The organism is uncultured Aquimarina sp. (genome assembly GCF_947495315.1).
Taxonomy (GTDB): domain Bacteria; phylum Bacteroidota; class Bacteroidia; order Flavobacteriales; family Flavobacteriaceae; genus Aquimarina.
Window position 1 is genome coordinate 66,154 of record NZ_CANLYD010000005.1, and the last position, 25,907, is coordinate 92,060.

General features: G+C 33.4%; 21 protein-coding genes. 16 read left to right on the plus strand and 5 right to left on the minus strand.

Annotation, left to right across the window (positions count from 1 at the left end):
- Positions 1–273 precede the first annotated feature (273 nt).
- The 3 genes from Q0910_RS10400 to Q0910_RS10410 all read left to right on the plus strand — a co-directional run bounded on the left by Q0910_RS10400 (position 274) and on the right by Q0910_RS10410 (position 4,947).
- Complete coding sequence (locus Q0910_RS10400) at positions 274–1,554, plus strand: hypothetical protein (RefSeq protein WP_299215705.1); 1,281 nt, start codon at positions 274–276, stop codon at positions 1,552–1,554.
- A gap of 141 nt (positions 1,555–1,695) precedes the next feature.
- Entirely contained in the window at positions 1,696–3,570 is a 1,875-nt protein-coding gene (locus Q0910_RS10405; RefSeq protein ID WP_299215707.1) for an ATP-binding protein, read from the plus strand.
- A gap of 762 nt (positions 3,571–4,332) precedes the next feature.
- On the plus strand, positions 4,333–4,947 hold the full coding sequence (locus Q0910_RS10410) for a hypothetical protein (RefSeq protein WP_299215710.1): 615 nt from the start codon (positions 4,333–4,335) through the stop codon (positions 4,945–4,947).
- Positions 4,948–5,341: 394 nt separating this feature from the next.
- Here Q0910_RS10410 and Q0910_RS10415 read toward each other — a convergent pair whose 3' ends face one another.
- Complete coding sequence (locus Q0910_RS10415) at positions 5,342–6,631, minus strand: hypothetical protein (RefSeq protein WP_299215712.1); 1,290 nt, start codon at positions 6,629–6,631, stop codon at positions 5,342–5,344.
- Between the two features lie 333 nt (positions 6,632–6,964).
- Positions 6,965–8,008, minus strand: coding sequence for a serine hydrolase domain-containing protein (locus tag Q0910_RS10420; RefSeq protein ID WP_299215714.1), 1,044 nt, complete (start codon positions 8,006–8,008; stop codon positions 6,965–6,967).
- A gap of 261 nt (positions 8,009–8,269) precedes the next feature.
- On the opposite strand from Q0910_RS10420, the gene Q0910_RS10425 reads away from it, so the two are divergent.
- A complete protein-coding gene (locus Q0910_RS10425) occupies positions 8,270–9,106 on the plus strand; it encodes a LytTR family DNA-binding domain-containing protein (protein WP_299215717.1) in 837 nt (278 codons plus the stop codon).
- 124 nt (positions 9,107–9,230) lie between these two features.
- A complete protein-coding gene (locus Q0910_RS10430) occupies positions 9,231–9,890 on the plus strand; it encodes a CPBP family glutamic-type intramembrane protease (RefSeq protein WP_299215719.1) in 660 nt (219 codons plus the stop codon).
- 671 nt (positions 9,891–10,561) lie between these two features.
- Here Q0910_RS10430 and Q0910_RS10435 read toward each other — a convergent pair.
- On the minus strand, positions 10,562–10,690 hold the full coding sequence (locus tag Q0910_RS10435; protein WP_299215721.1) for a hypothetical protein: 129 nt from the start codon (positions 10,688–10,690) through the stop codon (positions 10,562–10,564).
- A gap of 66 nt (positions 10,691–10,756) precedes the next feature.
- Here Q0910_RS10435 and Q0910_RS10440 point away from each other — a divergent pair, with 66 nt between their 5' ends.
- Positions 10,757–11,578, plus strand: a complete 822-nt coding sequence (locus Q0910_RS10440) for a YHYH protein (RefSeq protein ID WP_299215722.1) — start codon at positions 10,757–10,759, stop codon at positions 11,576–11,578.
- A 143-nt stretch (positions 11,579–11,721) separates the two neighbouring features.
- On the opposite strand, the gene Q0910_RS10445 is transcribed toward Q0910_RS10440, so the two are convergent.
- Positions 11,722–12,459, minus strand: coding sequence for a nuclear transport factor 2 family protein (locus tag Q0910_RS10445; RefSeq protein ID WP_299215724.1), 738 nt, complete (start codon positions 12,457–12,459; stop codon positions 11,722–11,724).
- A gap of 631 nt (positions 12,460–13,090) precedes the next feature.
- Between Q0910_RS10445 and Q0910_RS10450 the strand changes: the two genes are divergently transcribed.
- The 8 genes from Q0910_RS10450 to Q0910_RS10485 all read left to right on the plus strand — a co-directional run bounded on the left by Q0910_RS10450 (position 13,091) and on the right by Q0910_RS10485 (position 20,590).
- Positions 13,091–13,951 (plus strand): M57 family metalloprotease, encoded by an 861-nt coding sequence (locus tag Q0910_RS10450; protein ID WP_299215726.1) that lies wholly within the window; start codon positions 13,091–13,093, stop codon positions 13,949–13,951.
- 549 nt (positions 13,952–14,500) lie between these two features.
- Positions 14,501–15,031: an SRPBCC family protein gene (locus Q0910_RS10455; protein WP_299215728.1), complete on the plus strand. Its 531-nt coding sequence runs from the start codon at positions 14,501–14,503 to the stop codon at positions 15,029–15,031.
- Between the two features lie 68 nt (positions 15,032–15,099).
- On the plus strand, positions 15,100–16,182 hold the full coding sequence (locus Q0910_RS10460) for an SRPBCC family protein (RefSeq protein WP_299215730.1): 1,083 nt from the start codon (positions 15,100–15,102) through the stop codon (positions 16,180–16,182).
- Positions 16,183–16,194: 12 nt separating this feature from the next.
- Positions 16,195–17,061 carry a helix-turn-helix domain-containing protein gene (locus Q0910_RS10465; RefSeq protein WP_299215732.1) on the plus strand — a complete coding sequence of 289 codons (867 nt, stop codon included), beginning with the start codon at positions 16,195–16,197 and terminating at the stop codon, positions 17,059–17,061.
- A 284-nt stretch (positions 17,062–17,345) separates the two neighbouring features.
- Positions 17,346–17,591, plus strand: a complete 246-nt coding sequence (locus tag Q0910_RS10470; RefSeq protein ID WP_299215734.1) for an FUSC family protein — start codon at positions 17,346–17,348, stop codon at positions 17,589–17,591.
- A gap of 303 nt (positions 17,592–17,894) precedes the next feature.
- Positions 17,895–18,614 carry a type II CAAX endopeptidase family protein gene (locus Q0910_RS10475; RefSeq protein WP_299215736.1) on the plus strand — a complete coding sequence of 240 codons (720 nt, stop codon included), beginning with the start codon at positions 17,895–17,897 and terminating at the stop codon, positions 18,612–18,614.
- A 166-nt stretch (positions 18,615–18,780) separates the two neighbouring features.
- Positions 18,781–19,536 (plus strand): isocitrate lyase/phosphoenolpyruvate mutase family protein, encoded by a 756-nt coding sequence (locus Q0910_RS10480; RefSeq protein ID WP_299215738.1) that lies wholly within the window; start codon positions 18,781–18,783, stop codon positions 19,534–19,536.
- A gap of 1 nt (position 19,537) precedes the next feature.
- Positions 19,538–20,590 (plus strand): methylated-DNA--[protein]-cysteine S-methyltransferase, encoded by a 1,053-nt coding sequence (locus Q0910_RS10485; RefSeq protein ID WP_299215740.1) that lies wholly within the window; start codon positions 19,538–19,540, stop codon positions 20,588–20,590.
- Positions 20,591–20,682: 92 nt separating this feature from the next.
- Here Q0910_RS10485 and Q0910_RS10490 read toward each other — a convergent pair whose 3' ends face one another.
- Positions 20,683–23,919: a chondroitinase-B domain-containing protein gene (locus Q0910_RS10490; RefSeq protein WP_299215742.1), complete on the minus strand. Its 3,237-nt coding sequence runs from the start codon at positions 23,917–23,919 to the stop codon at positions 20,683–20,685.
- Positions 23,920–24,255: 336 nt separating this feature from the next.
- Here Q0910_RS10490 and Q0910_RS10495 point away from each other — a divergent pair, with 336 nt between their 5' ends.
- Both Q0910_RS10495 and Q0910_RS10500 read left to right on the plus strand, forming a co-directional pair.
- On the plus strand, positions 24,256–24,930 hold the full coding sequence (locus Q0910_RS10495; protein ID WP_299215746.1) for a hypothetical protein: 675 nt from the start codon (positions 24,256–24,258) through the stop codon (positions 24,928–24,930).
- Between the two features lie 11 nt (positions 24,931–24,941).
- The gene (locus Q0910_RS10500) at positions 24,942–25,751 is read left to right on the plus strand and encodes a hypothetical protein (protein ID WP_299215748.1); all 810 of its coding nucleotides are present in this window, start codon (positions 24,942–24,944) and stop codon (positions 25,749–25,751) included.
- The last annotated feature ends 156 nt before the right edge of the window (positions 25,752–25,907 follow it).

A 25,907-nucleotide genomic window follows, 5' to 3' on the forward strand; every position in this document is an offset into this window, starting at 1 on the left:
CCCAAGAATTGAATAGCGCATTCATACCAGAAAGCCGTAAACTTTCTATTAACGTAAATACCCAATCGCCTAAGCGTACAGATTCCTGTAGTCCTATTTCATCATTGTATGTACTAAAGTATCACCATTGTGGATTCCCGTAAGGGATTGGTTGGTGATTATGGTAGTTTGGTAGGGAGAATTTAATAAATAGGTGACTATATATCTCTCAAATGCGGGGATATGATTACCAGAGTAACTATATACAACCGTTGTGCTTAACTAACAGAAACTATGAAATTAGACATTACAGATATAAATGACGCATTTTCACCAACACACGAAATAAACGACCCTAATAAATTTATTGGTCGTTATGAAGAGATAGAATCACTAATTTTGGGTTTATCGACGGAGAGCTCATTTTTATCCATCTTTGGAATTAGAGGAATTGGAAAGTCTTCAATCGCTCGACAAATTAAACTAATTGCTGAAGGAAATAAGACTTTACCAAAAGAAATAGGTTTAGACTACTTATTACCTAAAAAAGGTTTTGATTTTATGGTTCATTTGGTTTCTTGCGATGACTTCATAGTTGATATTAAGTCATTAATTACAAGAATCTTATTAGGAGATGACCAAAATGATTCTATTTTTTCTCGAAATAAAAATGGAAATAAACGGGCTATTTCGTATAAAGAGAGAGAAAAAGCTTCTCTTGGAGGTAGTGCTTATGTTTTCAAAGCTGGAGTTGAAGGTGAAGATGAAACAACTTATGAGAAAAGAGTTACAGATGATTTGATACAAGAGTTTAGACAAGCATTAGCGACTACTCAAAAAGATAATCAAAAAAAATCGGGGCTTCTTATATTGATTGACGAATTTGATATTCTAAAAGATAAAAAAGGGTTTGCTTCGTTAGTAAAAACTTGCTCTTCTAAATTTGTGAAATTTGGTGTTATTGGAATTGGAGAAAGTGTAGAAGATTTGGTTGAAGACCATGCATCAGTAGGAAGACAAATTAGCAGTGTGCTAGTTAAACCTATGGGCGAAAAGGAGTTAAGATTAATAATCAACAATGCTGTCAATTCTTTAAAAAAAGAAATAACTTTCGATGATTCTGTTATAGAAGATATAGTAAAGGAAGCAGAAGGTTTTCCTTATTTTGTTCACCTTTTAGGAAAAGAATCATTGTTACTTGCATTTAAAAGAAAGCTGAAAAGAATTGATGATGGTTTATACCTTGAAGTTAAAACCAATTTAATAAAGGGTAAATTCCAATTAACTCAAGAATTTAGATATATTGATACTTGCAGAACATCTGCGGAAAGAGAATTAATACTAAAACTATTTGCTTCATCTGACGAAAATAATGTTCTTATTGAAGAAGTATATGAAATGGCAAGAGAATATGGAGTAGAAACACCTTCGAAATATTTAGATAAATTAACTGAAAAAGGGAAAATAGAACCAATATTAGTCATTTCACGAGATAAAAGACATGTAAGATTTTCTGACCCTAATTTAAAAGTATATGCTAAAAAAAGAGAATACATCCATAATAAATATAATTAAGTCTAACAACGTAAAATTAATTGCTAGTTTTAGCTTATTTACGAAAATCTTCGTAGATTTTATCTTCAGTTTTTATTTACTAGATTAATTGCTTAACTGCTCAACAAACTATATACAACAATATTATCTCTAACCTAGAAAATGACAGAACTAAAAGGTATAAAATTAGATAAATCCGTAGAAGAATCATTTGAAGGGACTAGATACTTTGGAATAATTTCAAACTTCAGTCATTTGAATACGTTTGTGGGAGCAAATAATTCTGGAAAAAGTAGATTCTTAAGAACTCTTTTCTCTAGTTCTAATAATGTGAAATTTATTTTTGATATAGATGATCAATCCATTAATAAAATTGAATCTGTAGGAAGACAGTTATTAAATTCAATAAAAAGTATAACAAGATACGGAATAACATATCGATATAGATCTTCACTTGAATCAATAATTGATAGAGTTAAAAATAATGAAAAAAATGTATTAAATGATATTCTAGACCTGTATTGGTACTGTAGCACTTTAAATAAAGAAGAATTTGAATTATCCAATCATTCTGGTACTCATCATTTTTTAATTAATGTGATATCTAATTCTAAGTCATTTACTCATGCAATTGGTACAATTATCGATAAGTTTGGGATTGGGAATAGTAAAATACCCAAAATATATATACCAATATTAAGAGGATTAAGACCTATAGCTCAGAATGAAAGCTCTTTTTCCAACAATGATATTTATTTGAACAGAACTAAACATGATTATTTTAAACAGAACATTACAAATGGGGAAATATTTACAGGTCTATCAATTTATGAACAGGTAAAAAAACTTCTGTTAGGAGACGAAAGTGAAAGAAATGAGATAAAAGAATTTGAAAAGTTCCTTGAAGACAATGTATTTAAGAAAAAAATAAACTTAATTCCTAAATACGATGATGACGTCTTGCATATCAAAATAGGAAATGAAAAACAATTTCCAGTTTACAAATTGGGAGATGGTTTACAGACTTTGATTATAATTTTATTCCCAATATTTATAAATAGATTAAAAAGAAATATAATATTCATTGAAGAACCTGAAACGCATTTGCATCCTAAATGGCAAAGACTTCTGTATAGAGCAATGTGTTCTTTTGAAAACCATACTTATTTTATTTCTACTCATTCTTCAATTTTTATCAATTCATTGAATAATTCAATTTTTATTGTGTCCAAACGAGGGGTGAAAACTAATTTACATTACTCAGATGTTAAAACTGAAAAAATTGCTATTTTAAAAGACCTTGGTTACAGACCTAATGATTTATATCAAACAAACTATCTTTTGTGGGTTGAAGGACAAAGTGATAAGATATATTTAAATTATTTTATTCAATCAATTGACGACTCATTAATAGAAGGAGAAGACTACAGTATTATGTTTTATGGAGGAAGTTCATATAAGCATTTTCTAATGAATAAAGGAGATTTGAATTTAGAATTTATTGAATCGCTAAACCAAAATTATGCTCTAATAATGGATAGTGATAGAACTAAATCAAGAGAAAGATATAATCCTAAGAAAAAAAAGATTGTAGAATTATTCAAGAAAAATAAAGCTTTTTGCTGGTTGACAAAATTAAGGGAAATAGAAAACTATATTCCCTTTGATGAGTTCAAAAATGCTGTAAAAATTGTCCATAAGGTAAAAAACATTCAAATTGACAACTCCGTTTTTGGAGACAGGTGTAAGTATATAGATTTAGATGCAAAACCTAAATTCAAGCCATCAATAAAATTAAGCAATGAAATATTCAGTAAAATTCAAAAAAATAAAAATGGCAGTTTGAACGGGATATCTGCAAAAGAAATTAGAAGAGAAGTTGAAAAATCAATCAATTCCACGAAAAAATCAGTTAATAATATCGATAAAATTAAAGTTGCAGAGAAACTTATAAATTCAGGATTTATAATGAAAAATGAAGAACTTATAAAGAAGGTAACCGAAATTGTAAAGGATATAAAAAAGGCTAATGAATAAAAGTTAGAGATAATAATCCCGATCGCTCGGATATGATAGCGCGGAAATGCTTTCCGTGCCGAGTATGAGTAAGATTTCAGAATGATGTTATCAAATAATTAATAAAACCGCACAGATTGCAAATCTGCGCTATCGGATTGCCTTGCCCTAAATAACGATTACAAAAAAACCCGATCGCTCGGATATGATAGCGCGGAAATGCTTTCCGTGCAGAGTATGAGTAAGATTTCAGAATGATGTCATCAAATAATTAGTAAAACCACGCAGATTGCAAATCTACGCTATCGGATTGCCTTCGTTTTAAATAACGGTTACAAAAAAAAACAATCATCAAATACGATAACACAAAAATATTCTCCCTAGCCATCAGTATACAAAGCCTGCTCTAAGAAGTTTGCAACTTCGTAGTACTTATCGAGATAGATTTTTAAACCATAGGAGTAACAATACCATTATAAAAGAAAATAACAACAATTAATTTATTTTTATATATTTAAAAACCCAAATGTGTTATTATTTCCCCAAGAATTGAATAGTGCATCATTATCAGAAAGCAAATAACTTTCTACTAACGTAAATACCCAATCGCCCTTAAACTCCATGGATCAAATAGTTTATCTTCGCTATCACTACGTAAACGATTTAATCAACCACGTTAAGGCTGAGTTTAGTACGACGTTAGAGATCAGCAAGTATTAGAAGCATTTAATATCGTTTTGGCTTGGTAATTAGTTAAGTAAACAATCTTTTTAAAAAAGTGTAATGAAAATACTCGCAATAAAAGTACTAGAATTTATTGGAAATTCTCTTTGGGGTTTTCGTCCTAACTTAATGAAGGATATTGTAGAAATACATGGAGGTTGGAAATCAATTATTTGGTTTGCTAAAAATATGCCTAAGTATGAAAGAGTGATGAAAAAAATAGGCTCAGAAAGGACACATTTGTTAGCTGTAGCCATTTCAGGTATAAATGGTTGCCAATATTGTACATATGGGCACGCGCTGAGTTTCCATCTCCACTATTTTAAAAATAAGAAACAATTATTTCCTATAGACGAACAAGAAATGATGAAATTCAATACTAAAAATGAGCAACAAATAATAGACACTTTAAATAATGCTTTTGATGCTACTGGTCTAGTTCAAGAAAAAGAAGACCTTCAACGATTAATAGATTTGAAAGATAACCCTGACCTGGCTACAAGTGAAAATGATCATCGAATTAATCATCTAGTACATATGTTCGGGTTCTTAAATATGTGTGGGATCAAAAATCAAACTTTACCAGATTCGGCACACGATCCGATCAATAAAAACTCAAAACTTTACCAACAGTATCAAAAAGCCAAATCTTTAAAAAACTCAACAATCGTTTAGAATAAAACATCTATCTCTAACACTATGTGAAAATCATAGCCACCCTGCGGGATGGCAACGCTTCTTGCACTTAACGTTGTAAATCATTCCCAAAACCATGAAATTGAGACTAGTTTATTTTATACTAATTTTAGTATGAATGTAATCTTCCATAAACAAACCAATCAGAAAAGTCGAATTCGAGAAAATTTATTAAAATGTAAAGAAACTTAGCAAACAATTTTTATTTTTCTAATTATTGTTACAATTATAAGTTCACTATTTCATTTACTATTGTAACACTTGTCTTTAGAATATACTTTTAGAGAAAAGCACTTAAGGAGAAATTATAGAATAATAATACCGCCAAGAACATAAGGCAATTTTACTTCATTTTTGCCATAACTAAAACTAATTATTCTAGTTGATTACTAATCTCATAATAGCGATCTAAACGATGAATTGCTTGTTGTATGGATATCCATACCGCTACTTCGACAACAATTTCAGGTTTAAGGTTCTCTTCTACTAGAGCTATTAAGTGACTTTCTATAGCAGACGGACTTGAAGCCATTCCTTTTGCCAACAATAAGATTATAAGATCAAGTTCAGACAAAACCCCTTCTTCAAGTTCTGATTCTAGACTAAGCTTTAATACTTCTATACTTTGATTTTTAGAGGATACAAATATATTTTTTATAGTAAAAAAGAAGTCTTCATTTAATTCTGGGGCCAATACTTTAGCTAAAGCAATAGATTCTAGTTCTAAATTTTCATTTTCAACCGCTATGGCAAAAATATAACCTACTATAACCTTTACTGGAAGCCCTATCACAGTAGTTTTTGAATTCAAATTATCTCTTAAAATCGTAGTTAGCGAAGTAACTATTCTTTTATGCTTAATATTTTTAAGTATGGGAAACGAATACCCTATATATTCTTGAAGATAAAAACTGGCCTTTTCGCCTGTATTAGGGACTTCTTTAGTCCAATTTTTTTCTAGCTTAATAGCTCCTGGAGCTTCTTTTATTACCCTAAAAAAGGTTTTAAAATTATCAACTTCTATTATAGATGCTTTACTTTTAATCTTATCCTTAAGATGTTTTCCATGGGTCCATCCCGTAGGATATAAAAGTTCGCCAACATCATGTATTGCCTCTGGCTCTAATTCTACACCAACAGCATCCATAAACTTATTCAAGAACCCCATAAGTACCGTTGAAAACACAATCCAGTCCTCTTCTTTCTGCGTAAAGTGAGATCTAAATTCAATCAATTCTTGTTTTTTTAATGAAGCTGGTACGGTAGCTAGTCCTTTAGAAACTGTCACTACACTTTTTTCTTTAAGCGTTCTAACTCCGGTGATAGCATCTTCAGATAAACCTCTTCTTAAGGCATAAGAACAACAATGTGCAGAGCAATACATGCATTCTGCAGCCCTGCTGGAAGTATACATAGCCAATCCCATCATACTTTTTAATTCTTTTTTTCCAAACAATGAATGAGGAAGATTTAAAAAATTAGGAACGAAAAGATTATAGGTACGAAAACCTGTAGGCCATATTTCTAAAATAGGATCACAATTGGGTACTACTCCTATCAATTCCTTTACCAACCGTAACATAGGCCGATATTCTTGATGTAGCTTTTCAAAATTCACCTCATAAGGTTTTAAATATTCTTGAAGAGTTTCCTTTACCAGCATAACAACTTAATTTTTTAAATATTTATATCACCTTAACTTATTCAAATATAAATAATACATAGATAGCATTAAAAACGTTAGCATATTCATCCCATCCCAATAGTCTCCACCTTAGGCGGACAGGTGTGACTAGTGACGTTATAGATTGCCTTGTTCTAAATAACGGTTACAAAAAACTTAAACGAAAGATGAATAATAAAATAGAGATTGGTTATAATCCAAAAGGTTAACACGTAAAAATCCGTTACTTTTCATATACAAGACCATTATCTGCAAGCAAAAGAAACACCAATACTTAAATGTGAAATGGAGAAAACCTATAGTTTTTAATATTTAATTATATTTTAAAATACTTTTAATGTCATCTGCAATATCCATTACGTTTCCATGTTTCTGGTTTGCTTGAACTATTATAGTTAGCAAGTCTTTATCATTATTAAATCTTTTTACAATACATTCATAATTACCAGCTTCACCATGGTGATAATGTTCTTTTACGATTCCGTTTTTCCATGTAACACTGCCCAAAGGAGCTTGAATATTACCCCAGAAATCTGCTTCTTCAGATAAAAACTGTAAAGACACTTTACTAATTATTTTAAATGCGTGTAAATTAGTTAACCAATTTTGTATGTCTTTTGCAGTCAAACTAAAAATCACACCAGAAATAGTAACTTTATAAGTGTCTTCCTTAAAATTTTTATCAAAAGGAATTGCCATTAAATCTTTATTTAAATAAGGAACTTCTGCGTGAATTTTAGCATTATTTAAACCAAAAGGAATAAATAAATTTTCTTTTACATATTCTGAGAAAGGTTGTTTTGTAATATTTGCTACAATTTGCCCCAATAAAATTGGACTATAATTGGTATATAAATAATCAGAACCAGGTTCAAATTCTAATTCATTAAGATTTAATAGATCATTTTTTATTTTTTGGTCTGTAACTCTTTCATCTTTTTCAAAATATTTGTCCCAAGCTACCTTTGGCAAACCACTTGTATATTGTAACAAGTTTTTTATAGTAATTTTAGAAGACCAATTTGGTAAATCTTTTAAATATATGTCAATTTTATCCTCTGTATTTAACAACCCTTTTTCTTGAAGTTGCATAATTGAAACCGCAGGAAATTCTTTGTAGACAGATCCTAAATCGAACCTAAATTGATTGGTTAATTTTGTAGTCTTAGAACCATTTGAAAAACCGAAAGAGTTTTCATAAATGGTTTCTCCGTTTTTAACAACTAAAACATTTCCGTTAAAATCACCTTCTGCCGCTAGTTCTTTTATATAAGAGTCTATAGAAGTGTGGCTTTTACAGTTTATAAGAATTATTGAAATAAACAATAATAATAAAGTAGGAAAAATACGTTTCATAAAATGTAATGATTAGTTATATTTCAAAGACAAATAAACATACGTTTTGTTACAGTATACATTATATTATCATTTCAAAGTCAACAATATCTTTACTAAAAGACATAACCAGGTCGTGACTTTGCAATTCAATTCCCCGCTCTGAGAAGTTTGCAACTTCCTAGCATCAAAGATTAGATAACAGCATAATCCCGATAGCGCATTCTATAGAGAAATTATTCTTTACTTTTGAATCTGACAAAAAAAAGGAGCGTCTAATTCATGAGTACTACACAACCAACCAAGAATACAGTAAAAACAGTATGGCATACATGTATTAGTAGTGCTGCCTGGCGTTGGTTTCAGAAAGCAATTATCTTAATAATTTTCTCTTTGGTAGTCAATCATCTAGCAGCGAGTGATAATTTTCTGGATAGTGGATCGTATAGATTCCCTATTGTAGGTTTTCTTTTTACGATTATTTTATCCACTTTCGTTGGAATCATAGCGCATCTTAATTTTAAACTTTACAAGAAAAAACATTTCTCTAAAAAGTTAGAAATTGCTGCTATCGCAAGGTTTATGGCCTCTACGCTGGGATATATTACAATCATATATATTCCCGCAGATATTATTACAGAAATAGTTTCAGGTGGACAGATAAAATTCTATTATGTATTAATAGGTTTACTCATTACCTTATTAATATGTTTTGTCCTCATAGGTTTATTGTATGCTCAAGACCTATACAATTTATATAAGTTATCTATAAGAGATGCTGAAATTACTATTGACAGCGGCGCGAAAATGATGAAGCTTACCTATGAAAATATTGCGTGCTTTTACAGCGAAAACAAAATTGTGTATACTGTTCAAAATGATGGCACCACAATTAACACCGATTTTACATTAAATGAGCTCGAAGAAAAAATAAATGATCAATTATTTTTTAGAGCCAATCGGCAAATTATCATTCACAAAGACACTGTAGACCTAATTGAAAAGATTGAAAATGGCAAGTTGCGTATTCGGTTAAAAGCTTTCATTAAAAACGATACAATTGCTGAAATCAATATCAGTCGTTACAAGCGAAAAGCATTTATGGATTGGTTTCAATAAAAGACACCAAAAACTACCGACTATTCAGTTATAAATTTCGACCATTCAGTAAAAACATAAGCATTTAAAGGGGTTTTCAGAGATTTTGTTCATTATTTCGTTTAGAATTTAAAATCAAAAAACAATGAACAAAATCACCTTACGACAAATATTAATTCCATTAATTACCATTGCAATCATCTGCTTTCTTTGGTTTGGACCATTCCGTATAACCATAGAAAATATCATTATTTCTATAGTAATCATTATAGCGAATTATATAGAATACAAAGGAAAACCATTTTCGGCACTTGGATTTCAACGTGAAAAATTCACATTCAAAAACATTTTTGTACTTGCTCCATTAGTCACACTAGGACTCTTTGCTTTTTATGTCTTTGTATTGGTTCCTGGAATTACAAAACTCACAGGAGTTCCTATAGATTATTCAGGTTTTGATCAATTAAAAGGAAGTCTTCCAACCTTTTTAATTACTTTATTATTAGTGTGGGCTACTGCGGGATTTGGAGAAGAAATCATCTTTCGTGGTTATTTTATGCGACAATTTGTAAAATTCTTTGGAGCAAGCAAAGTTAGTATTGTGCTTAACATTGTCCTAATTACTGGTTTTTTTGGCTTTATGCATAGTTCTCAGGGAATTACCGGGCAACTTGTTACTTGGATTGTAGGAGCACTCTTAGCCCTGATATTCTACTTGCGTAAATATGATTTGTGGTTTATTATTGCCGTACATGGTTTTTTTAACACGATAGCTTTAACTTGTATTTACTTTGATTTGGTGTAACGATACCATGTAATAACACCTACACCTTAGATTTACCCGCTCTGCTAAGTTTGCAACTTCGTAGTATCAAGGTTAGATAGCAACAGAAACCTTTCGGTTTAGTACATATCCATTCGATTTCTATGATTAAACCAACGTAATAAGAAGATTCCAAACGTAACTACTAAATAATAAATTTTAACATTTCTATAATAAAAATTAGCTAAAAATGTCTCAAACCCACTACTATAAGTGGGGAGAGGGTACTTGTATAAGTGGGTATACATCAGTCAGAACATAACTTAGGGTACTTATGGTAGTGGGTACTCTTGCCGAAAAGGTCGGCATGGGGTACTGCAAATTAACGAAGGGGGTACTTCAAACAGAAGTGGTACTTGTGTTAGAACTAAGTGGCGCTTGTGTTAGAGCTAAGTGTTACTTCCCATAGAACTAAGATGGACTTAGCTCAGAGGTATCCTCTTGGTACTCCAGAGGTAGAGAGGAGGTACCTAAGAAGTACCCTTTAATGACTAAGTAACGTTAATTTTTTAACAAATATATTACCTTCTAGTGCTCTCTGTCTCGTCCTAAATAACGCTATGCTTGTATTTTTTTACCTAAACAACCGAATAGCACAGAAATGTTTTCCGTGCCGAGTATGAGTGAGATTTCAGAATGATATTATTAAATACTTAGTAAAACCGCACAGATTGCATAGTTATAAAAGCATCAATATTCTCTGCATTGTAGGTCACCAGTTTTTTGTCAATAATAAACGTAGAGGCTGGATTGGTTGTGCCTTTGCCTAAAAGAATAGTCATTGATTTTATCTTGTCTTTTTTTGAGTTTATAAAAGACTTCCCAGGTTAAACCTTTTTTAAAAGCTAATGTCTAAATATGAAACACTCACATATTTAAATTTTAAAAAAATGAAACATCTAAAATTTTCAATTTTACTTCTTTTAGGAAGCATTATTTTTATTTTATCTTGTAAAGATAATGCGGATGACACAGATGATTCATCAACTGAAGTCAGCACACCAATGGCTGCGTTTGATGAGTTTGATCCTGATGGGGTGGTCATTTCATTTGATGGTGATGAAATTACCATTGATTCGGATGGTTTACCTAATCATACTACTCCATACTGGGAAGAAACTGACTCTCTTTACATCGAACCCGTGGTGGCCGTCGCTCAGACTCCTGGTCGTATTGGTAGCTTTCGCGATCGCACTTTTACTCTTACCGTTCCTACTGCTCCAGAAATAGCGGCTTCGAGCACCGCTACAGGCTTAGGTCCTATTGGCATTTCTGTAACGGGTGTCCCTATTTTTAATGATACGGAAGGACCCAATAGACCATTAGAAGAAGAGATTGCAGAAACATTTGATTATGCTGGAGCTCACGTTGGCCCTTCGGGCTATCACTACCACGCAGAGTCTGCTGATGTTCCCGAAAATACTGTACTTTCTCATGATGATGAAAAATTGATAGGGATTATGGCAGATGGCTTTTTAATTTATGGAAGAAGAGAAATGGATGGCTCTTATCCTATGGATTTAGATGAATCAGGAGGGCATTATGGAGCGACACAGCACAGTGATGGGGAAGAATTTTATCATTATCACATCATCAATGAATATTATTTTGGAACTTTAATTGTCCTTTTTGGTGTCGATTTGCAGGGTACTCCTAATAGTATTCTGTAGGCATAATACGAGATCAATATGTAACGTCCTATATAAATGCTACAAGAGTAGATATAAGAGTAGATTTAAGAGAAAAAAAGCAGCAATTCGATTTGCTGGCTTTTTGTTTGATCCTGGAAATCAGATGGATATGCCTAAGCACTTTACTGAATAAAAGTTACTGTATCGATTAGTCCATTTTTTACTTCGTAAATAGCGACAGCATGTATCGTTTTTCCTGCATTAGCCTGAACCACTTCTTGATCAATCACAATGGCACCCATAACTATGCGTTTTTTTATTTTACAATGTAAATTGGGTGTGTTTTTAAAAAACATATCATAGGTTAGTCTAAGTTCGCTATGACCTGATGTTTTAAATCTATCTGGAAAATTGTATATTTTTATGTCTTCTGAGTATGTATTTACAAAAGCATCGATATTCCTTGCATTGTAGGCCACCAGTTGTTTATCAATAATAAACGTAGGGTCTGGATTGGTCGGATCTTTGCCCAAAAGAATAGTCATTGATTTTATCTTGTCTTTTTTGAATTTATAAAAAACAATGCGCTCTATATTTTTAGTTGGAGTTTTTACAAGTTCCTTGTCAATAATGGTCCCTCTAAAAATAATACGATCTAAAAGCTCTATATTTTGGGTTTTGTTTTCAGAAAAGGTGTTTTGATAATAGTCGCTGATTTCCTGAGCACCTTGTGCTATTTTTTGTTTTGGAAAAAGTGAAATTGTTGCTTTTTCATGAAACAAACTATTTATAGATGTCAGCGCTTTCGTATTAAATGCGATCTGCTTTTTTTCTAAGGTGTTAAGTGTTTTTTCTTTTTGAGCCAATAACTCATTAGCATGTAAAAGCAGTAATAATAGTAGACAAATAGAATTTTTCATTTTTTAGAGATAATTTATACACGGAAATAGAGACTAGCATTTAAAATTAATTTTTTTAATCCAATATTAAAAATAAAAACCCAATCGCTCTAGGGTATGATAGCGCAGAAATGTTTTCCATGCCAGGTTTGTTTATACTCTTTTCTTTCAATTTAATTCATAGGAATAGCAACAGAAACCTTTCTGTTTAATACATCTTCATCTGTAGTAATGAGTATTCTTTGGGTCAAACAACTGAAGTTTTCGGGGTTATTTCCCTTGTTTTACAAAGGTCTTTTAGCTATTTCTAAAGGATTTATTTCCCCTGTGTTAATATGTAGATACCTGTATATTAGGTTTTTACAGGAAATCTAAGCTTTTGTGTACGTCCAATCTGTTTTTAGTAATTGGTTTTTACTGTATATTTGAGTCTATCCTATATCAGTCATACAAACCGCGGTGTTAGCCTGATAATAATCACAATAAAACTACCTGGAAAAGGTATGATATCCCAAACTTATATTACATCCTAAAGACCACCCATCTTAACGGGTCAGAAATGGCATCAGATGTTGTTTCATGTATAAAGATTGATGTAATGTAGTAATAGGATATTACTAACTGAATGTTGTATTATTAAAACCACAACCAAATGAAAAATCTAAAATTATTGGCGCTTTGCGCTATTATGGTAGGATGCTTGATATCCTGCCAAAAAGAAGACATCTCTGATACTGCTGTAGAAGAGGTAGCCCAACAACCCACCAAAGCACAGTTGGATAAACTATCTAAAATGGGAGTCAATATAGAAAATGTAACGATACAGGATATTCCGCTACCAGACGGATCCAAAGAGAAATACCTGGTATCTGGGGATATCACGATTCCTATCGATAACCTAAAAGAATATCCAGATCTGGTATCTACGGATGGGGATAATAAACAATACCAATCTGATTATATTGTTGCACCACAGTACAGAAACATAAGGATTTTGGGTTGGACAGGTACAGGTTCAATTTATGACTTGACTCCTAAAATGCAGATTACATTATCCTGGGCAGTGGCAAACTATAATGCATTACCTAACACGCTGAATTTTACACTGACTTATGGTAATGATCAATCGCAAGTAGATATGGTGGTGTATAGAGTAAATGGAGGTGCAGGAGGATCCGCCGGATTCCCTACTCCAGCAGGTAGACCCAATCGGTATGTGCGTATTAACTCCGGACTGGATAGTGATACCTATAGTAGGAATGTAGTAGAGCATGTGATAGGTCATGAAATAGGACATAGTGTTGGTTTTAGACATCAGGATTGGTACAATCGTTGGAGCTGTGGATATACAGGACCGCTTCCTGCAGAACCATCAGTAAGTCCGGCTGCGATCTGGATTCCTGGGACGCCTTGGTCTCCGTATGCTGATTCTATTATGCTAGGTTGCTTTGGTACCGGAGAGGATGGAGAATTTACCGCTTCAGATAGAGATGCTTTGAATATTTTATATTAAAAATAAAACAAGGTAAATTATAAATGATAAAGGGTAGCAAATTTAATTTGCTACCCTTTTGTTTGTTGATAACCTATTGTGCATTTAGATGATTTTTTAGCCAAAATCCGTCAATTCTATTTCTTCGACCTTAGGAGAAGTGTATCGAGGATAGGATTATTACCTAAAAAAGCTATTCTCGATACCCTCCAGTGGCGGGCAGGCTATTTTATCTTCATTTCATTACGATAAAACACGAAGTGACGCTTTTTTTCAATTACTCTTCTTAAATGTATCATGGATTGTTGATACTCTTCCTCTTTTGAATTTAATTCATAGGAATAGCAACAGAAAGCTATTGTTCCTAACAAGAATCTACTTATTAACTTACACTAAATTCTGAACTAATCTTCAATAGGCATATCATTTAGTTAGTAAGAAAATTAATTCACTCACTCTATTATTTATAGCTTGGTCTTTTTTTCCAATGGATTGACCCAATAATCATACCTGTTCGGTATTCATACAGCTACTTTTGGAATATCTAATTAAAAGATAAATCCATTAGATATGCATGATAAAAAACCAAATGTAAACGCATCTTCAGGCATCATTATCAAGGCCCCTATAGAAAAGATATGGCAGATCCTAGCCGTAGAATTCGGTGATATTGGGAATTGGGCTTCTGGAGTGGACGCCTCTGAAGGTTCTGGCACTCCGATTAACGGAAGTACTTGTTCCGAACGTGCCTGCAAGATTAATGCAACCGGATTTAGTGACACCAAAGAAAGAATCACGGTATATGATAAAGAGGGCTACATTCTTAAATACACATTGTTTCACGGACTGCCTGGTTTTGTAAAAGATGCATACAATACCTGGCAGTTACTTCCTAAAGATGAATCCTTAACACTCGTCAAGGCAACTACCGAAATGAGAGCTACTGGTATTATGGGCGCTATGATGAATGGCTTTATGACTAGAAGCACTCAAAAAGTGCTTAAAGCAATGTGTCAAGAGTTAAAATACTTCGTAGAGCATGGCGAACCCCATCCAACGAAGAGAAAAGCGATAGAAAAGTATAATCGGAAAAAGAAATAAATCCGCAATACCCTAAAAAAATGATGATGAAAAAAACAGTAAAAAATGGAGTACTTCTACTTCTTTTAGTGGTACACTCCACTTTCGCGAGAGCGGAAGCAATCAAAGATAAAGAACCCAATGTTGTAGCTACAGCAGAGACCATTATTAATGCACCAATTAATGAGGTATGGGCTATTCTGGCAGAAGATTGGGCAGGTATAGGAAAGTGGTCATCAGGTGTGTCACACTCTCAAGGTTTTGGTGAACCTATAGGTGGTTCAGACTACACGATTCGTGCCTGCGAAATTACAGCCGCTGGCTTTGATGATACGAAAGAACAAATTTTGGAATATGACGATAAAAATTATCTGCTTAAATATGAGCTTGCAGATGGTCTTCCAGGTTTCGTAAAGGATGCTATAAATATTTGGACTTTGGAAGAAACTGCCAATGGTACGCTCATCAAAGGTAAAACGACTATGAGAGCAACTGGTATCATGGGCGGAATGATGAAAGGTATCATGAAAGGCGCAACAAGAAAAGCCCTGGAGAGTATGACCAGAGAATTAAAACACTATATCGAAACTGGAGAACTACATCCTGACAAACTTGCTTCCAATAAAAAAGTGGCTAAAAAGGATGCGAAGATGCGCAAGAAAGTTGCATTTGTAGAAGTGGAACAAGAGATAGATGCAGCTGTTGACCGTGTTTGGGAAATTATAGGAACTAATTTTGCGAACATAGCAGATAGCAATCCCGATTGTCCATACTCAGAATGGGCAGATGGATATAACAAAGCAGAAGTTGGTGCTAAGCGTATTATGTATATGACCGATAGCCGTGATAAGAAGTATTTTGTTGATGAAATTGCAAAGTACGACCCAGTAAATCATCATATCACTATAGAGATTGCCAACAAAAAAGGATTTGGGACATTAAACATTGATTACACCTGGGTCAATATGGATGCCGTGAAAATTTCAGAGAATAAAACGCTCTTGAAAATACGTTTTCATTATCTTACTAAACCGAAGTTTCTGAAAGGGTTGGCAAAGGGAAGTATGCGTAAGGGCTTTCAGAAATATGCATATGGTATAGATTATCACGCCGAAACCGGAGAGGTAGTTACAGAGGAAAAATGGAAAGAAATCAAACATTTATATAAGTAAAAAGCTGTGATTTTGACACAACGACATTTAGAATTAGGTGGAAAAGCTGTTATCAGCCATTTCACCTTTTCTCCACCGCTTATAGCCGCTGCCGATTTGGATAATACGGCTTGTTTCATATTTCCTATACATACAAGAGGTAATATATATCGCGCTGATGGAAAAACAGAGATTACAAATACACAGGGCGTTTTAATGAAATGCGGTACCTACGTAAATAAATGGTACAATACAGATGAGAATGCGGTATCCGAAGTGGTTATTCTTAGACTTCATCCTGAGGTAATGCAAAAAGTGTTATCAACGACCGAAGTAAGCTCGTTCGAAAAAAAAGAAGTAACTAGTCCTTTGAACGCTGTTCTAGAATTGGACGTGCTATTGACCAAATATCTGGATAGTCTATTTTTCTATTTTGATAATAAAGAACTTGCGACAGAAGAGTTGGTTGCACTTAAAGTAAAGGAACTGACCTTACTCTTGATAAACAGCCGAAATCCAAATCCGGTAATCGAATTGTTATCATCCCTTTTTTACAGGGATGAATATACCTTAGTAGAAATCGTCAATGCAAATATATTCGAGGATATTTCTCTTAATGAAATGGCAGCTATTGCTAATATGAGTCCTTCTACTTTTAAAAGAAAGTTCAAGGCGGAATTTCAAACAACGTACTCTCGTTATGTAATGACTAAGAGACTTGAAAGAGCAAGAGATTTACTGATTAAAAAATCCAAATCGACTATCTCAGAAATAGCATACGATTGTGGTTTTAATGACCCTGCTTACTTTACAAAGTCTTTTAAAAAAAAGTATCAAATGTCACCTACTACTTATAAGGAAGAGAAATTGAAGCAGACTATTTTAAGTTGGAAAAGTTGAAGATGCATATGATTTTTATCCGTACTAACTACTTTAGATATTTTACGTTAATGACATTAAAATGATACACTTGATGTCGAGAAATACATAACACTAGCGTTCTAGGTGAAGCAGCAAACCCGTGTCTGCCCGAAGACAGATTTTCGTTATCAGTATATCCAATTATAAAAATTGGTATTTTAGCACATACATTTCGGAATGCTAACGCTCCTTGCAAAGGGCGTTGACCATAATATGGAACAAAAATATACGACTCAAAATATAACTATCAAGAGTAATAGATAATGAAAAAAGAACTATCAGAATTAACTGATTCAGAACTGTTGGATGAAGCGAAAAAAATGAAATCAGCTTCCATCATTAATGCTGCGTTAATTGGATTTATGTTTGGAATTATAGTGTACAGCATTCTGCAAAATTCTGTTGGACTTTTTACATTGATCCCTCTATTTTTTATATTCAAAGTATTTCATAAACCGGAAAAAAATAAAGCGTTGAAAAGACTTCTAAAAGAAAGAAAATTGAAGTGAGAAACGCGGCAAAGTTGTCACAAGTTAACTCGTTCTACAAAGTTTTTGACTTCTTAGTTTACGGACTCCTATCAGAATACCCAATCAAAATAATCTATATTTCCGTATAAAATTTCCGTAAAGGATTGGTTTTTGGTAAGGGTAGTTCGGTAGTGAGAATAAAATAAATATTAGGGAGCTATATATTTAATGAATAAGGTGTGTGATTACCCTGGTAACTATACATAATTGTTAGCACACATTTAGGATGTAACAAAAACACAAATTAATCGTCTGAAAAGAGAATATAAGCAAAGAAGGGAAATGACAGAAATACATCAAAAAGCAACTAGCAAAACAAAGACAATCATTGTTTTTATTCTAACTATCGTTATTGGTTATGTCCTTTTCATTATTCCAGATATATTCTTTGGAGTTACTAAAATTAATGGAGGAAAAATTGGAATAAATTTACTATTTATTGCTTTATTTCAGTTTTTCTCAATTGTTGCTTTGCTCTATACTTCACTTAAAATCCTAAAAAAAGATTTTAGTTATATCGGACTTCAATTTGTAAATATCAAAGAGGATGTTTTATTGGGTGTTGTTTTCGGGGCTATATGGACAATTCTTCAATTTGCATTGATAATTCCGAACACTGGCGGAATTAACCGCGCCGACATTAAAGGGATGTTGGGAATGTATGATGGCAGTTTAATAGGAACTTTCTCATTTATTGCATTAGGAGTAATAGGTGGCGGAATTACAGAGGAACTCTTTAATAGAGGATATTTCATTAATGTGCTTAAAGATGTCTTTGAAAATCAAAAAATGGGACTATGGTTTTCTGCAGTTTTATCTATTGTATTGTTTTCGCTTGGTCATATGCCAATTAGTGCCTTGGATTGGTTTGATATTCTGATTCCAACTGTTATGTACACTTTATTATTCATAATAACCAAACGATTGACTGCTTCTATAGTGGCTCACGGAATTTACAATATGACAGCTATACTACTGACTTATTATATGTATTTCAATTAAAAACGTGGTAACCTTGTATAGCGTAATGCGTGCGGAACTTGTTCTACGAAATTGTAAACTTCTTAGTTTACGTACTCTTCTTTATACAAGACAAAAAAAATACATGTCCAGTTTTCGGTTGCTGGCTGAATATGATCATCGGTACTTTGTATAAAAACAAAGGACAATGAATTTTAAAGAGCTACATCATCAAAAAACACCTTTGCTATTGGGAAATGTTTGGGATGTACCCAGTACCAAAACGGCCGAGAAATTAGGGTTTCAGGCCATAGGAACTTCAAGCGCTGCAATTGCGAGTCTTTTAGGATATCAAGATGGAGAGGAAATGGATTTTTCTGAACTCCTGTATTTTGTAAAACGAATCGCAGCAAATACCCATCTGCCACTATCTGTAGATCTGGAATCCGGTTATAGTCGAGACCCAAAAATTATCGCAAAATATATTAAAGAACTTGCAGGTTTGGGTGTGGTAGGAATCAATATAGAAGATAGTATTGTTACCGATAAAAGAATACTACTGGACGCAACCGAATTTGCAGATACACTCATAGCCGTAAGCAACTTGCTGTCTCAAAAGGATGTCGATGTTTTTATCAATGTCCGAACAGATACCTTTTTAGTAAAGCATCCTAATGCAGTAGCAGCAACCAAAAAACGAATCGAATTATATGAACAAGCAGGTGCTAACGGAATTTTTACTCCCTGCATAGAACAGGAATCAGATATCAGAGAAATTGTAACTTGTACACAGTTGCCGATCAATGTGATGTGTATGCCGAATCTTCCGGATTTTGAGACCTTAGCGAATATAGGTGTACAACGAATTAGTATGGGTAATTTTCTATTTGATAGGATGTACAGTCAGTTAGAAAGCACTACCAAAGAGGTCGTAGACCAACAATCAGTTCAATCCATTTTTTAAGATGTTGATTACAGAAAACAAAACGATAGAAACGTATTACAAAGCACTTCTAGAAAGAAAAGAAAGCTTTGTAGGGATCTTTTTTGTGGGTGTAAAAACGACTTCTGTTTTTTGTATCGCTACCTGTAGAGCCAGAAAACCAAAATTAGAGAATGTAGAATTCTATACTTCGTTTAAAGAAGCATTGGATAATGGATACAGACCTTGCAAGATTTGTAAGCCAACAGAAAACGCTAATGAAGCACCAGAACCCGTAGAAAAAGCGATTAGGTTGGTAAAGCAAAACCCAAAGGAGAAAATCACAGACGATCAGTTACGGGAACTAGCAATCAGTCCAGAGTTGGTGAGACGATGGTTTAAGAAAAACTATGGAATGACGTTTCAGGCGTATCAGCGGATGTATCGGATTAATAATGCTTTTCAGGAATTAAAAAAAGGAAAAAATACTACACATACTGCTTTTGATTCGGGATATGAATCCTTGAGCGGTTTTGGATATACGTTTAAAAAGGTAATCGGAAAATCTCCTCAAAAAAGTATAAATAGGAATGTGATTTTAATTAATAGATTGACAACACCTTTGGGGCCTATGTTTGTGTGTGCTACAGAAAAGGGAGTGTGTTTATTAGAATTTGTGGATAGGCGTATGCTTGAAACAGAGTTTAAAGATTTGCAAAAACGATTGAATGCACAGATCATAGCAGGAGAAAATGAACAGATCAAGCAAGCGAAAAAAGAAATCACCGAATATTTTGAAGGGAAAAGAAAGGTTTTTGAGGTTGCCTTAGAAACACCAGGAACTGAGTTTCAGAATACGGTTTGGTGTAGTTTAAAAGAAATTAAATATGGACAGGTAACTACCTATCAACAACAAGCAGAAAAAATAAATAATCCAAAAGCGATTAGAGCAGTAGCTTCTGCAAATGGTTGTAATAGAATTTCGATTATAATTCCGTGTCATAGAGTCATCGGGAAAGATGGAAGTATGACCGGTTATAGTGGAGGTATCGAACGAAAACAATGGTTGTTAACGCACGAAAGTGAAAATCTCTAATTCTTAAAATTATTTGATACAAAATCAAGGCTGAATTTTTCAGTTTCATCTTAGAATTCAGCCTCAATTTATAAAATGTATAAAATCACGATTTAGTAGGAACCGCTAATTATTTTTTCTGTTTTAATTATTTTATTAGTTGAGCTCAATAATCTGAGGAAATAAACACCTTTTGGTAAGTTTGTAGCAAAACTAATACTCTTAGAGGAGTTACTTATAGGCTCGTTAGAAACTTCTCTACCGAATATATCTATAAGTTGTACTCTGGTGATTTCGGTATTGTTTTTTGATAATTGAACTGTTAGACTTGTTGTAAAAGGGTTTGGATAGATCGAAATATTAGAAACCTCTTGATATCCAATTCTATTGGATAGACTCTGGCTACTGCCAGAACAGATTACTTTAAATTCGTTTATAGACGACCAACTGCCTGAATATCCTGATGCACCTGTAATGGTTAGTTTTACATATCTAACCGTTCGCGTAGAAAAACTTCTGTTAATCACCGAACCGCCAGATGTATTATTGGAGGCATCGGTTACTATAGAGAATCCCGAAGTTGCAGAAGTACTAGAACCTTCTACAACAAACTGATAGGCTCTATTGTTATATGGATATAATTCGATTTCGCTGATAGCATATTCTTCTCCTAGGTCTATTACTGCGTTTTGAGGAAATCCTTCTGCGGACCATCTGTTATCGGTATTGTCATCGATAATATTGCTCGCTGGATTTGCTGTTTGTTGATCACTATAAGAAAAAATATTCGCATTTAATGATAGATTACTTCCTGCAGTACAATTAGTATTATCAATAGCGTTGCCAAAGACTCTAAATTCGAGGATGCTAATCCAGGGTCCAGAATAGGCAAATGCACCTGATACAGTTACTCTAACATAACGCGCATTTACCGAAGAAAAAGAATCAGTTACAGGAGCCGAAACTGTTCCCGGTGTCGAGTTATTGCTTCTATCAACTATTTCGCTGTAAGTTCCGTTAGCATCAGTAGCAGTTTCAATACTATATTGGTATGCTCTGTCTTGGTAAAAAACCAATTCGGTTTTATTAATACCGAAACTATCTCCAAGGTCTACAGTAAATGACTGAGGAAAACCATTGACTGACCAACGAGAATTAGTGGATCCATCGACTAAGTTGTCTGCACTATTGTTACCATCTGGAGTTCCTGTGGCTGTTACTGGTTTATTTAAAGCTAGATTGTCACCGGTAGTAGGAGAGATTACTGTTACAGTAGCGGTATCAGTGAATTCTCCATCTTGTGTGGTCACTGTGATAATAGCTTCACCTGTACTAATGGCGTTGATTACTCCATTAGAATTGATCGTCGCTACCGAAGGGTTGTTACTGGTGTATGTAGCGTTTTGATTTGTAGCATTATCAGGCGATATCAAGGTTGTCAATTGTTGAGTGTTTCCGACTTCTATAGTAGTATTATTCGGAGAAAGAACTACTCCATTTACAGGTACAGTTCCTGCAACACCTAACTGAGTTATAATGATTGTTCTGGTCAAAGTTCCACCGCTAACAGTTACAGTACCAGTTCTTGTACTACTTTCTGAGTTGATAGTGACTGATATAGTAGCGCTGCCATTATTTACTCCAGATGTAGGACTTATAGTGATCCAGGAACTATCATCGGATATTGTCCAATTAACATTGGATGTTACAGTAAGCGTCTGACTTCCGGCAGCAGCTGCAAAATCATTGATTGCAGATAGCGTTAGTACATCTGTTGGAGGAGTATTACTACAAGAACTCAAAGAATTTCCGGTAGAGTTAACAAAACAAGCGCCAACGCTTATCGCTACATCGCTATCGGAGTAAGGAGATTGAGATATATTTGATCCTGCATTGGTACCAGAAATACTAAAAATTTCACCATTAGTACTAGCTGATAAATTTGCCGAAGAGAATCCGCTTACTGATGCTCCTAAGTTTGTATTATTATATACATTTCCTGAATAAGATAAGGTGGAACCAATAGATGAAAAATCTCCATTATTATCTTCGGTAATAACATCAGTAATATTAGATGAATTACCCGAAAAGAAAATGACATTGTTAGCAACGTTACCAGTGTTGCTGCTAGTACCTTTGTCTCCGTTAAAAAATAATGGAGCATTGGTATTTACAATAGTGTTGTTGGAAACAGTAATGTCTTCTGATTTTTGATAACCATTAGATACACTTGTAGCGTTACAATTATCCTGAGAGTTGGTAGAACCTCCCATAAATGTAATCCCATTATTCCACTTTGCTTGATCAATGACAGTGATGCAATCCTGAATGTAATTGTTAGTAATCGTATGGTCACTATCTACTATTCGGATTCCTCCGGTTCCATCAACATTTTCTCCTAAAAAGTAATTGCCCTCTACAGTAGCTCCAGAACCATGACGCAGCGTTAATGATCCTCGGCATCTTCTAAAAGTATTGTTTTGATAGGTGTTGTTGTCACTTTTATTAGTAATAATTTCATTTTCACCATCTGCCTCAACAAAATAGTTATTGCTTACCGTTGTTCTACAATCTACATTCTGGAATTCACTAGTTCCAACACGAATCGTTTCACTATCACCAGAGTTTGATAATGAAGGATCCATTTTTTCATATTTATAAAAGTAATTGTTACTTATTGTATGGCCAACAATGTCACAGCGGTTCACTTCTGCATTGTATTCTAATTCTACTAATACCAAGGCCCCTGCAGTAGATTTATTCAAAAAAGAACAATTTAATACATTGTTATTATTTCCGTATAATACAATCCATCGATGTTTAACAATGGCTCCATCTTGTTCAGCTTCTGCCGCATCACCAGGTTCTACACCTAAACCGTCAATGACGCAATTTCGAATTGTAGAATTTTGTGCATACGTAGTTCCGTTTCTGAATTGGATAAAATTACTAGCTCCGTAGCCTCCTTTCCAGTGAAAACCTTCGACTATGAGGTAGTTCCCGGCAATATCCATTTGCAGTCCATTATTAAAAATAACGCCACCGGGTGTTTCGGCTTTTAAGGTAATAGGGTTGGATGCGGTTCCATTAGCACTAAATACAAGTCTTTCGTCACTACTATACGTTCCATTTTCCCAGATGACCACATCTCCTGGTGATAAGTTCAAATTGTTAAATTCATTTATCGAATTAACTGTGTATTCGGTAGCGAAAAGGTGAGTGGAAAAGAGAAAAAGAATCAGGAACATCGCTTTTATACCTCTTTTTTTTAATAGTTTTTTAGATAGCAAATCATCGGGATCGTATTCTTTTTGCTTTTTTACAGGCCAAAATGTGTGAAGATTTTTCATATGAATGTGTTAAATAGTTTAGTTACAAAATGAGCTAGCCTTCGCGTTTTGGTTTGATTCTTATATGTAGGTTTTAAAAGCTAGTATTAGTTTTATTGAATTAGTAATATGTTAGTTCTTAATCATGATAAATTAAATTGGTCAACCAATTTAATGTTTTTTTGTTGATATATAAATATTTTACGTTTATAAATATTGTGGTTGTATCAATTTTGTTAATTGATTAAGGAAATATCAATTGTGTGAATTATGGATATATCGGATTGAAGCATTCCAAGATTTTATATAATTCTCTATAGATCTTAATAATCTGTATTTTAGCGTAAATTTTAGTTAATGACACATTTGAAACGTCTTACTTTATTAATAGCTTTACTGGTAGTTCAGATCAGCATTGGACAAGAATATTTTGAAGGAGAATTGTTCTATAGCATACAATATGAGCCAATTAATAAAAGCATTCCTGTGGAGTATTTGGAAAAAGAAATGGGAACTTCTTTTTCGGCCTATGTACAAGAAGATCGCTATGCTATGATCTACCACGCTGAAGGTACACAGGGTTGGATGAAGATTATAGTAGCACTAAAAGAAGGATATTCCTATACTGAATATGAAAAATCAGATACTATTATAAAAACAAAGTTCGGAACTGAAAAAGAAGAACTGGTTGAGTTTAAAAGAAACACGGATAAGAAAGAGGTGCTTAATGAACTGTGTGAATCTGTTACGATCAACTATAAACCTTTGGAGCCAGATGCATATGTTGAGATGATTAAAGGGACTTATTACTTTAATCCAAAATATAAATTGAATGCCAAATTTTACAAAAACTATACTGACGGTTTTTGGAATCTTTTTGTGAATGAAGCTAAATCGATAAGCATTCGCAACGAAACCGAATTTTATCCATTGTTCAAAACCATTCAGGAGGTTACTTTGATAGAAGAAAAGAAAATCCCGGATGAGGTTTTTGAGTTAAATGCTTCTAAAGTAATCTTCGAAAAGAAATAAAAATAATTTTCATGAATTTAAAACAAGTTACCTTATTAATTGCTTTACTTGTAATTCAATCAAGTGTGGGACAAGCCTATGATGAACGATATAAGTTTTCGGTAGGTGATGAGGTGCATATGTTTGGGGATAATGTAAAACTTAGAGATGCTCCAAATACAGATTCACAAACCTTGGCATTACTTCCTATAGACTCTAAAGCAATCATTCTTGCAGTTGAAGATAGCTTGCATGAATATAAAGGAATTAGTATGCCTTGGTATAAAGTGGAATGTGGGGATAAAATAGGATATGTTGTAGGCGGTTTGTTTTCTTTTGCTAGGTATAATAGTAAAACTGGTAATGATACTTATTTTATTTATGGGTTAGAAAAAGATGCAGAGGGATCGACATATGCTACTATCAGAACAGTGAGGGATCAGAAAATGCAAAGCGAGCAGAAAGTAAGAATCTTTGGGAATGGAGCTTTCGAGGTTAAACATTATGACAATAAAGGAGTAGAACAAATGGATGATATTATTGTTATTGATAATTATAGTGAAGCTTGTGGTATTGATGGAGGAAAATCCTATGTTGTTTATAGTGGAGGTCAACTTATTCATATGGCTAATACTTCAGAAATAGGAGATGGAGGATTATATCATTATCATTCGGATTTTATATTCCCTTCAGATCCTCAAGGAATGCCTAATATAATTATCTACAAGCAGGAAAATGGGGAAATGAAAGATGAAGAAACTGATTGGTATGTTACTACTTCTCAACAACGAAATCTTACTTGGGATGGAGAAAAGCTACAACCTGAGGATTATAAAAATTGATCTTTAAAAACACATTCATGAAAGTAATCGGAATCGAGATAGATAAAAAAGAGCCATCTCTGTAGTGTTGTCTAAGGATGAAAATGGGAACTATATAAACCTTACTGGTAAGACGAAGTGTATCGAAATTAAAGATGATTAGAGTAATCAAGATGT

Coding starts and splice junctions, on each gene's coding strand:
- Q0910_RS10400 (WP_299215705.1), top strand. CDS start 274: ATGAAATTAGACATTACAGATATAAATGACGCATTTTCACCAACACAC.
- Q0910_RS10405 (WP_299215707.1), top strand. CDS start 1,696: ATGACAGAACTAAAAGGTATAAAATTAGATAAATCCGTAGAAGAATCA.
- Q0910_RS10410 (WP_299215710.1), top strand. CDS start 4,333: ATGAAAATACTCGCAATAAAAGTACTAGAATTTATTGGAAATTCTCTT.
- Q0910_RS10415 (WP_299215712.1), bottom strand. CDS start 6,631: ATGCTGGTAAAGGAAACTCTTCAAGAATATTTAAAACCTTATGAGGTG.
- Q0910_RS10420 (WP_299215714.1), bottom strand. CDS start 8,008: ATGAAACGTATTTTTCCTACTTTATTATTATTGTTTATTTCAATAATT.
- Q0910_RS10425 (WP_299215717.1), top strand. CDS start 8,270: ATGAGTACTACACAACCAACCAAGAATACAGTAAAAACAGTATGGCAT.
- Q0910_RS10430 (WP_299215719.1), top strand. CDS start 9,231: ATGAACAAAATCACCTTACGACAAATATTAATTCCATTAATTACCATT.
- Q0910_RS10435 (WP_299215721.1), bottom strand. CDS start 10,690: ATGACTATTCTTTTAGGCAAAGGCACAACCAATCCAGCCTCTACGTTT.
- Q0910_RS10440 (WP_299215722.1), top strand. CDS start 10,757: ATGTCTAAATATGAAACACTCACATATTTAAATTTTAAAAAAATGAAA.
- Q0910_RS10445 (WP_299215724.1), bottom strand. CDS start 12,459: ATGAAAAATTCTATTTGTCTACTATTATTACTGCTTTTACATGCTAAT.
- Q0910_RS10450 (WP_299215726.1), top strand. CDS start 13,091: ATGAAAAATCTAAAATTATTGGCGCTTTGCGCTATTATGGTAGGATGC.
- Q0910_RS10455 (WP_299215728.1), top strand. CDS start 14,501: ATGCATGATAAAAAACCAAATGTAAACGCATCTTCAGGCATCATTATC.
- Q0910_RS10470 (WP_299215734.1), top strand. CDS start 17,346: ATGAAAAAAGAACTATCAGAATTAACTGATTCAGAACTGTTGGATGAA.
- Q0910_RS10475 (WP_299215736.1), top strand. CDS start 17,895: ATGACAGAAATACATCAAAAAGCAACTAGCAAAACAAAGACAATCATT.
- Q0910_RS10480 (WP_299215738.1), top strand. CDS start 18,781: ATGAATTTTAAAGAGCTACATCATCAAAAAACACCTTTGCTATTGGGA.
- Q0910_RS10485 (WP_299215740.1), top strand. CDS start 19,538: ATGTTGATTACAGAAAACAAAACGATAGAAACGTATTACAAAGCACTT.
- Q0910_RS10490 (WP_299215742.1), bottom strand. CDS start 23,919: ATGAAAAATCTTCACACATTTTGGCCTGTAAAAAAGCAAAAAGAATAC.
- Q0910_RS10495 (WP_299215746.1), top strand. CDS start 24,256: ATGACACATTTGAAACGTCTTACTTTATTAATAGCTTTACTGGTAGTT.
- Q0910_RS10500 (WP_299215748.1), top strand. CDS start 24,942: ATGAATTTAAAACAAGTTACCTTATTAATTGCTTTACTTGTAATTCAA.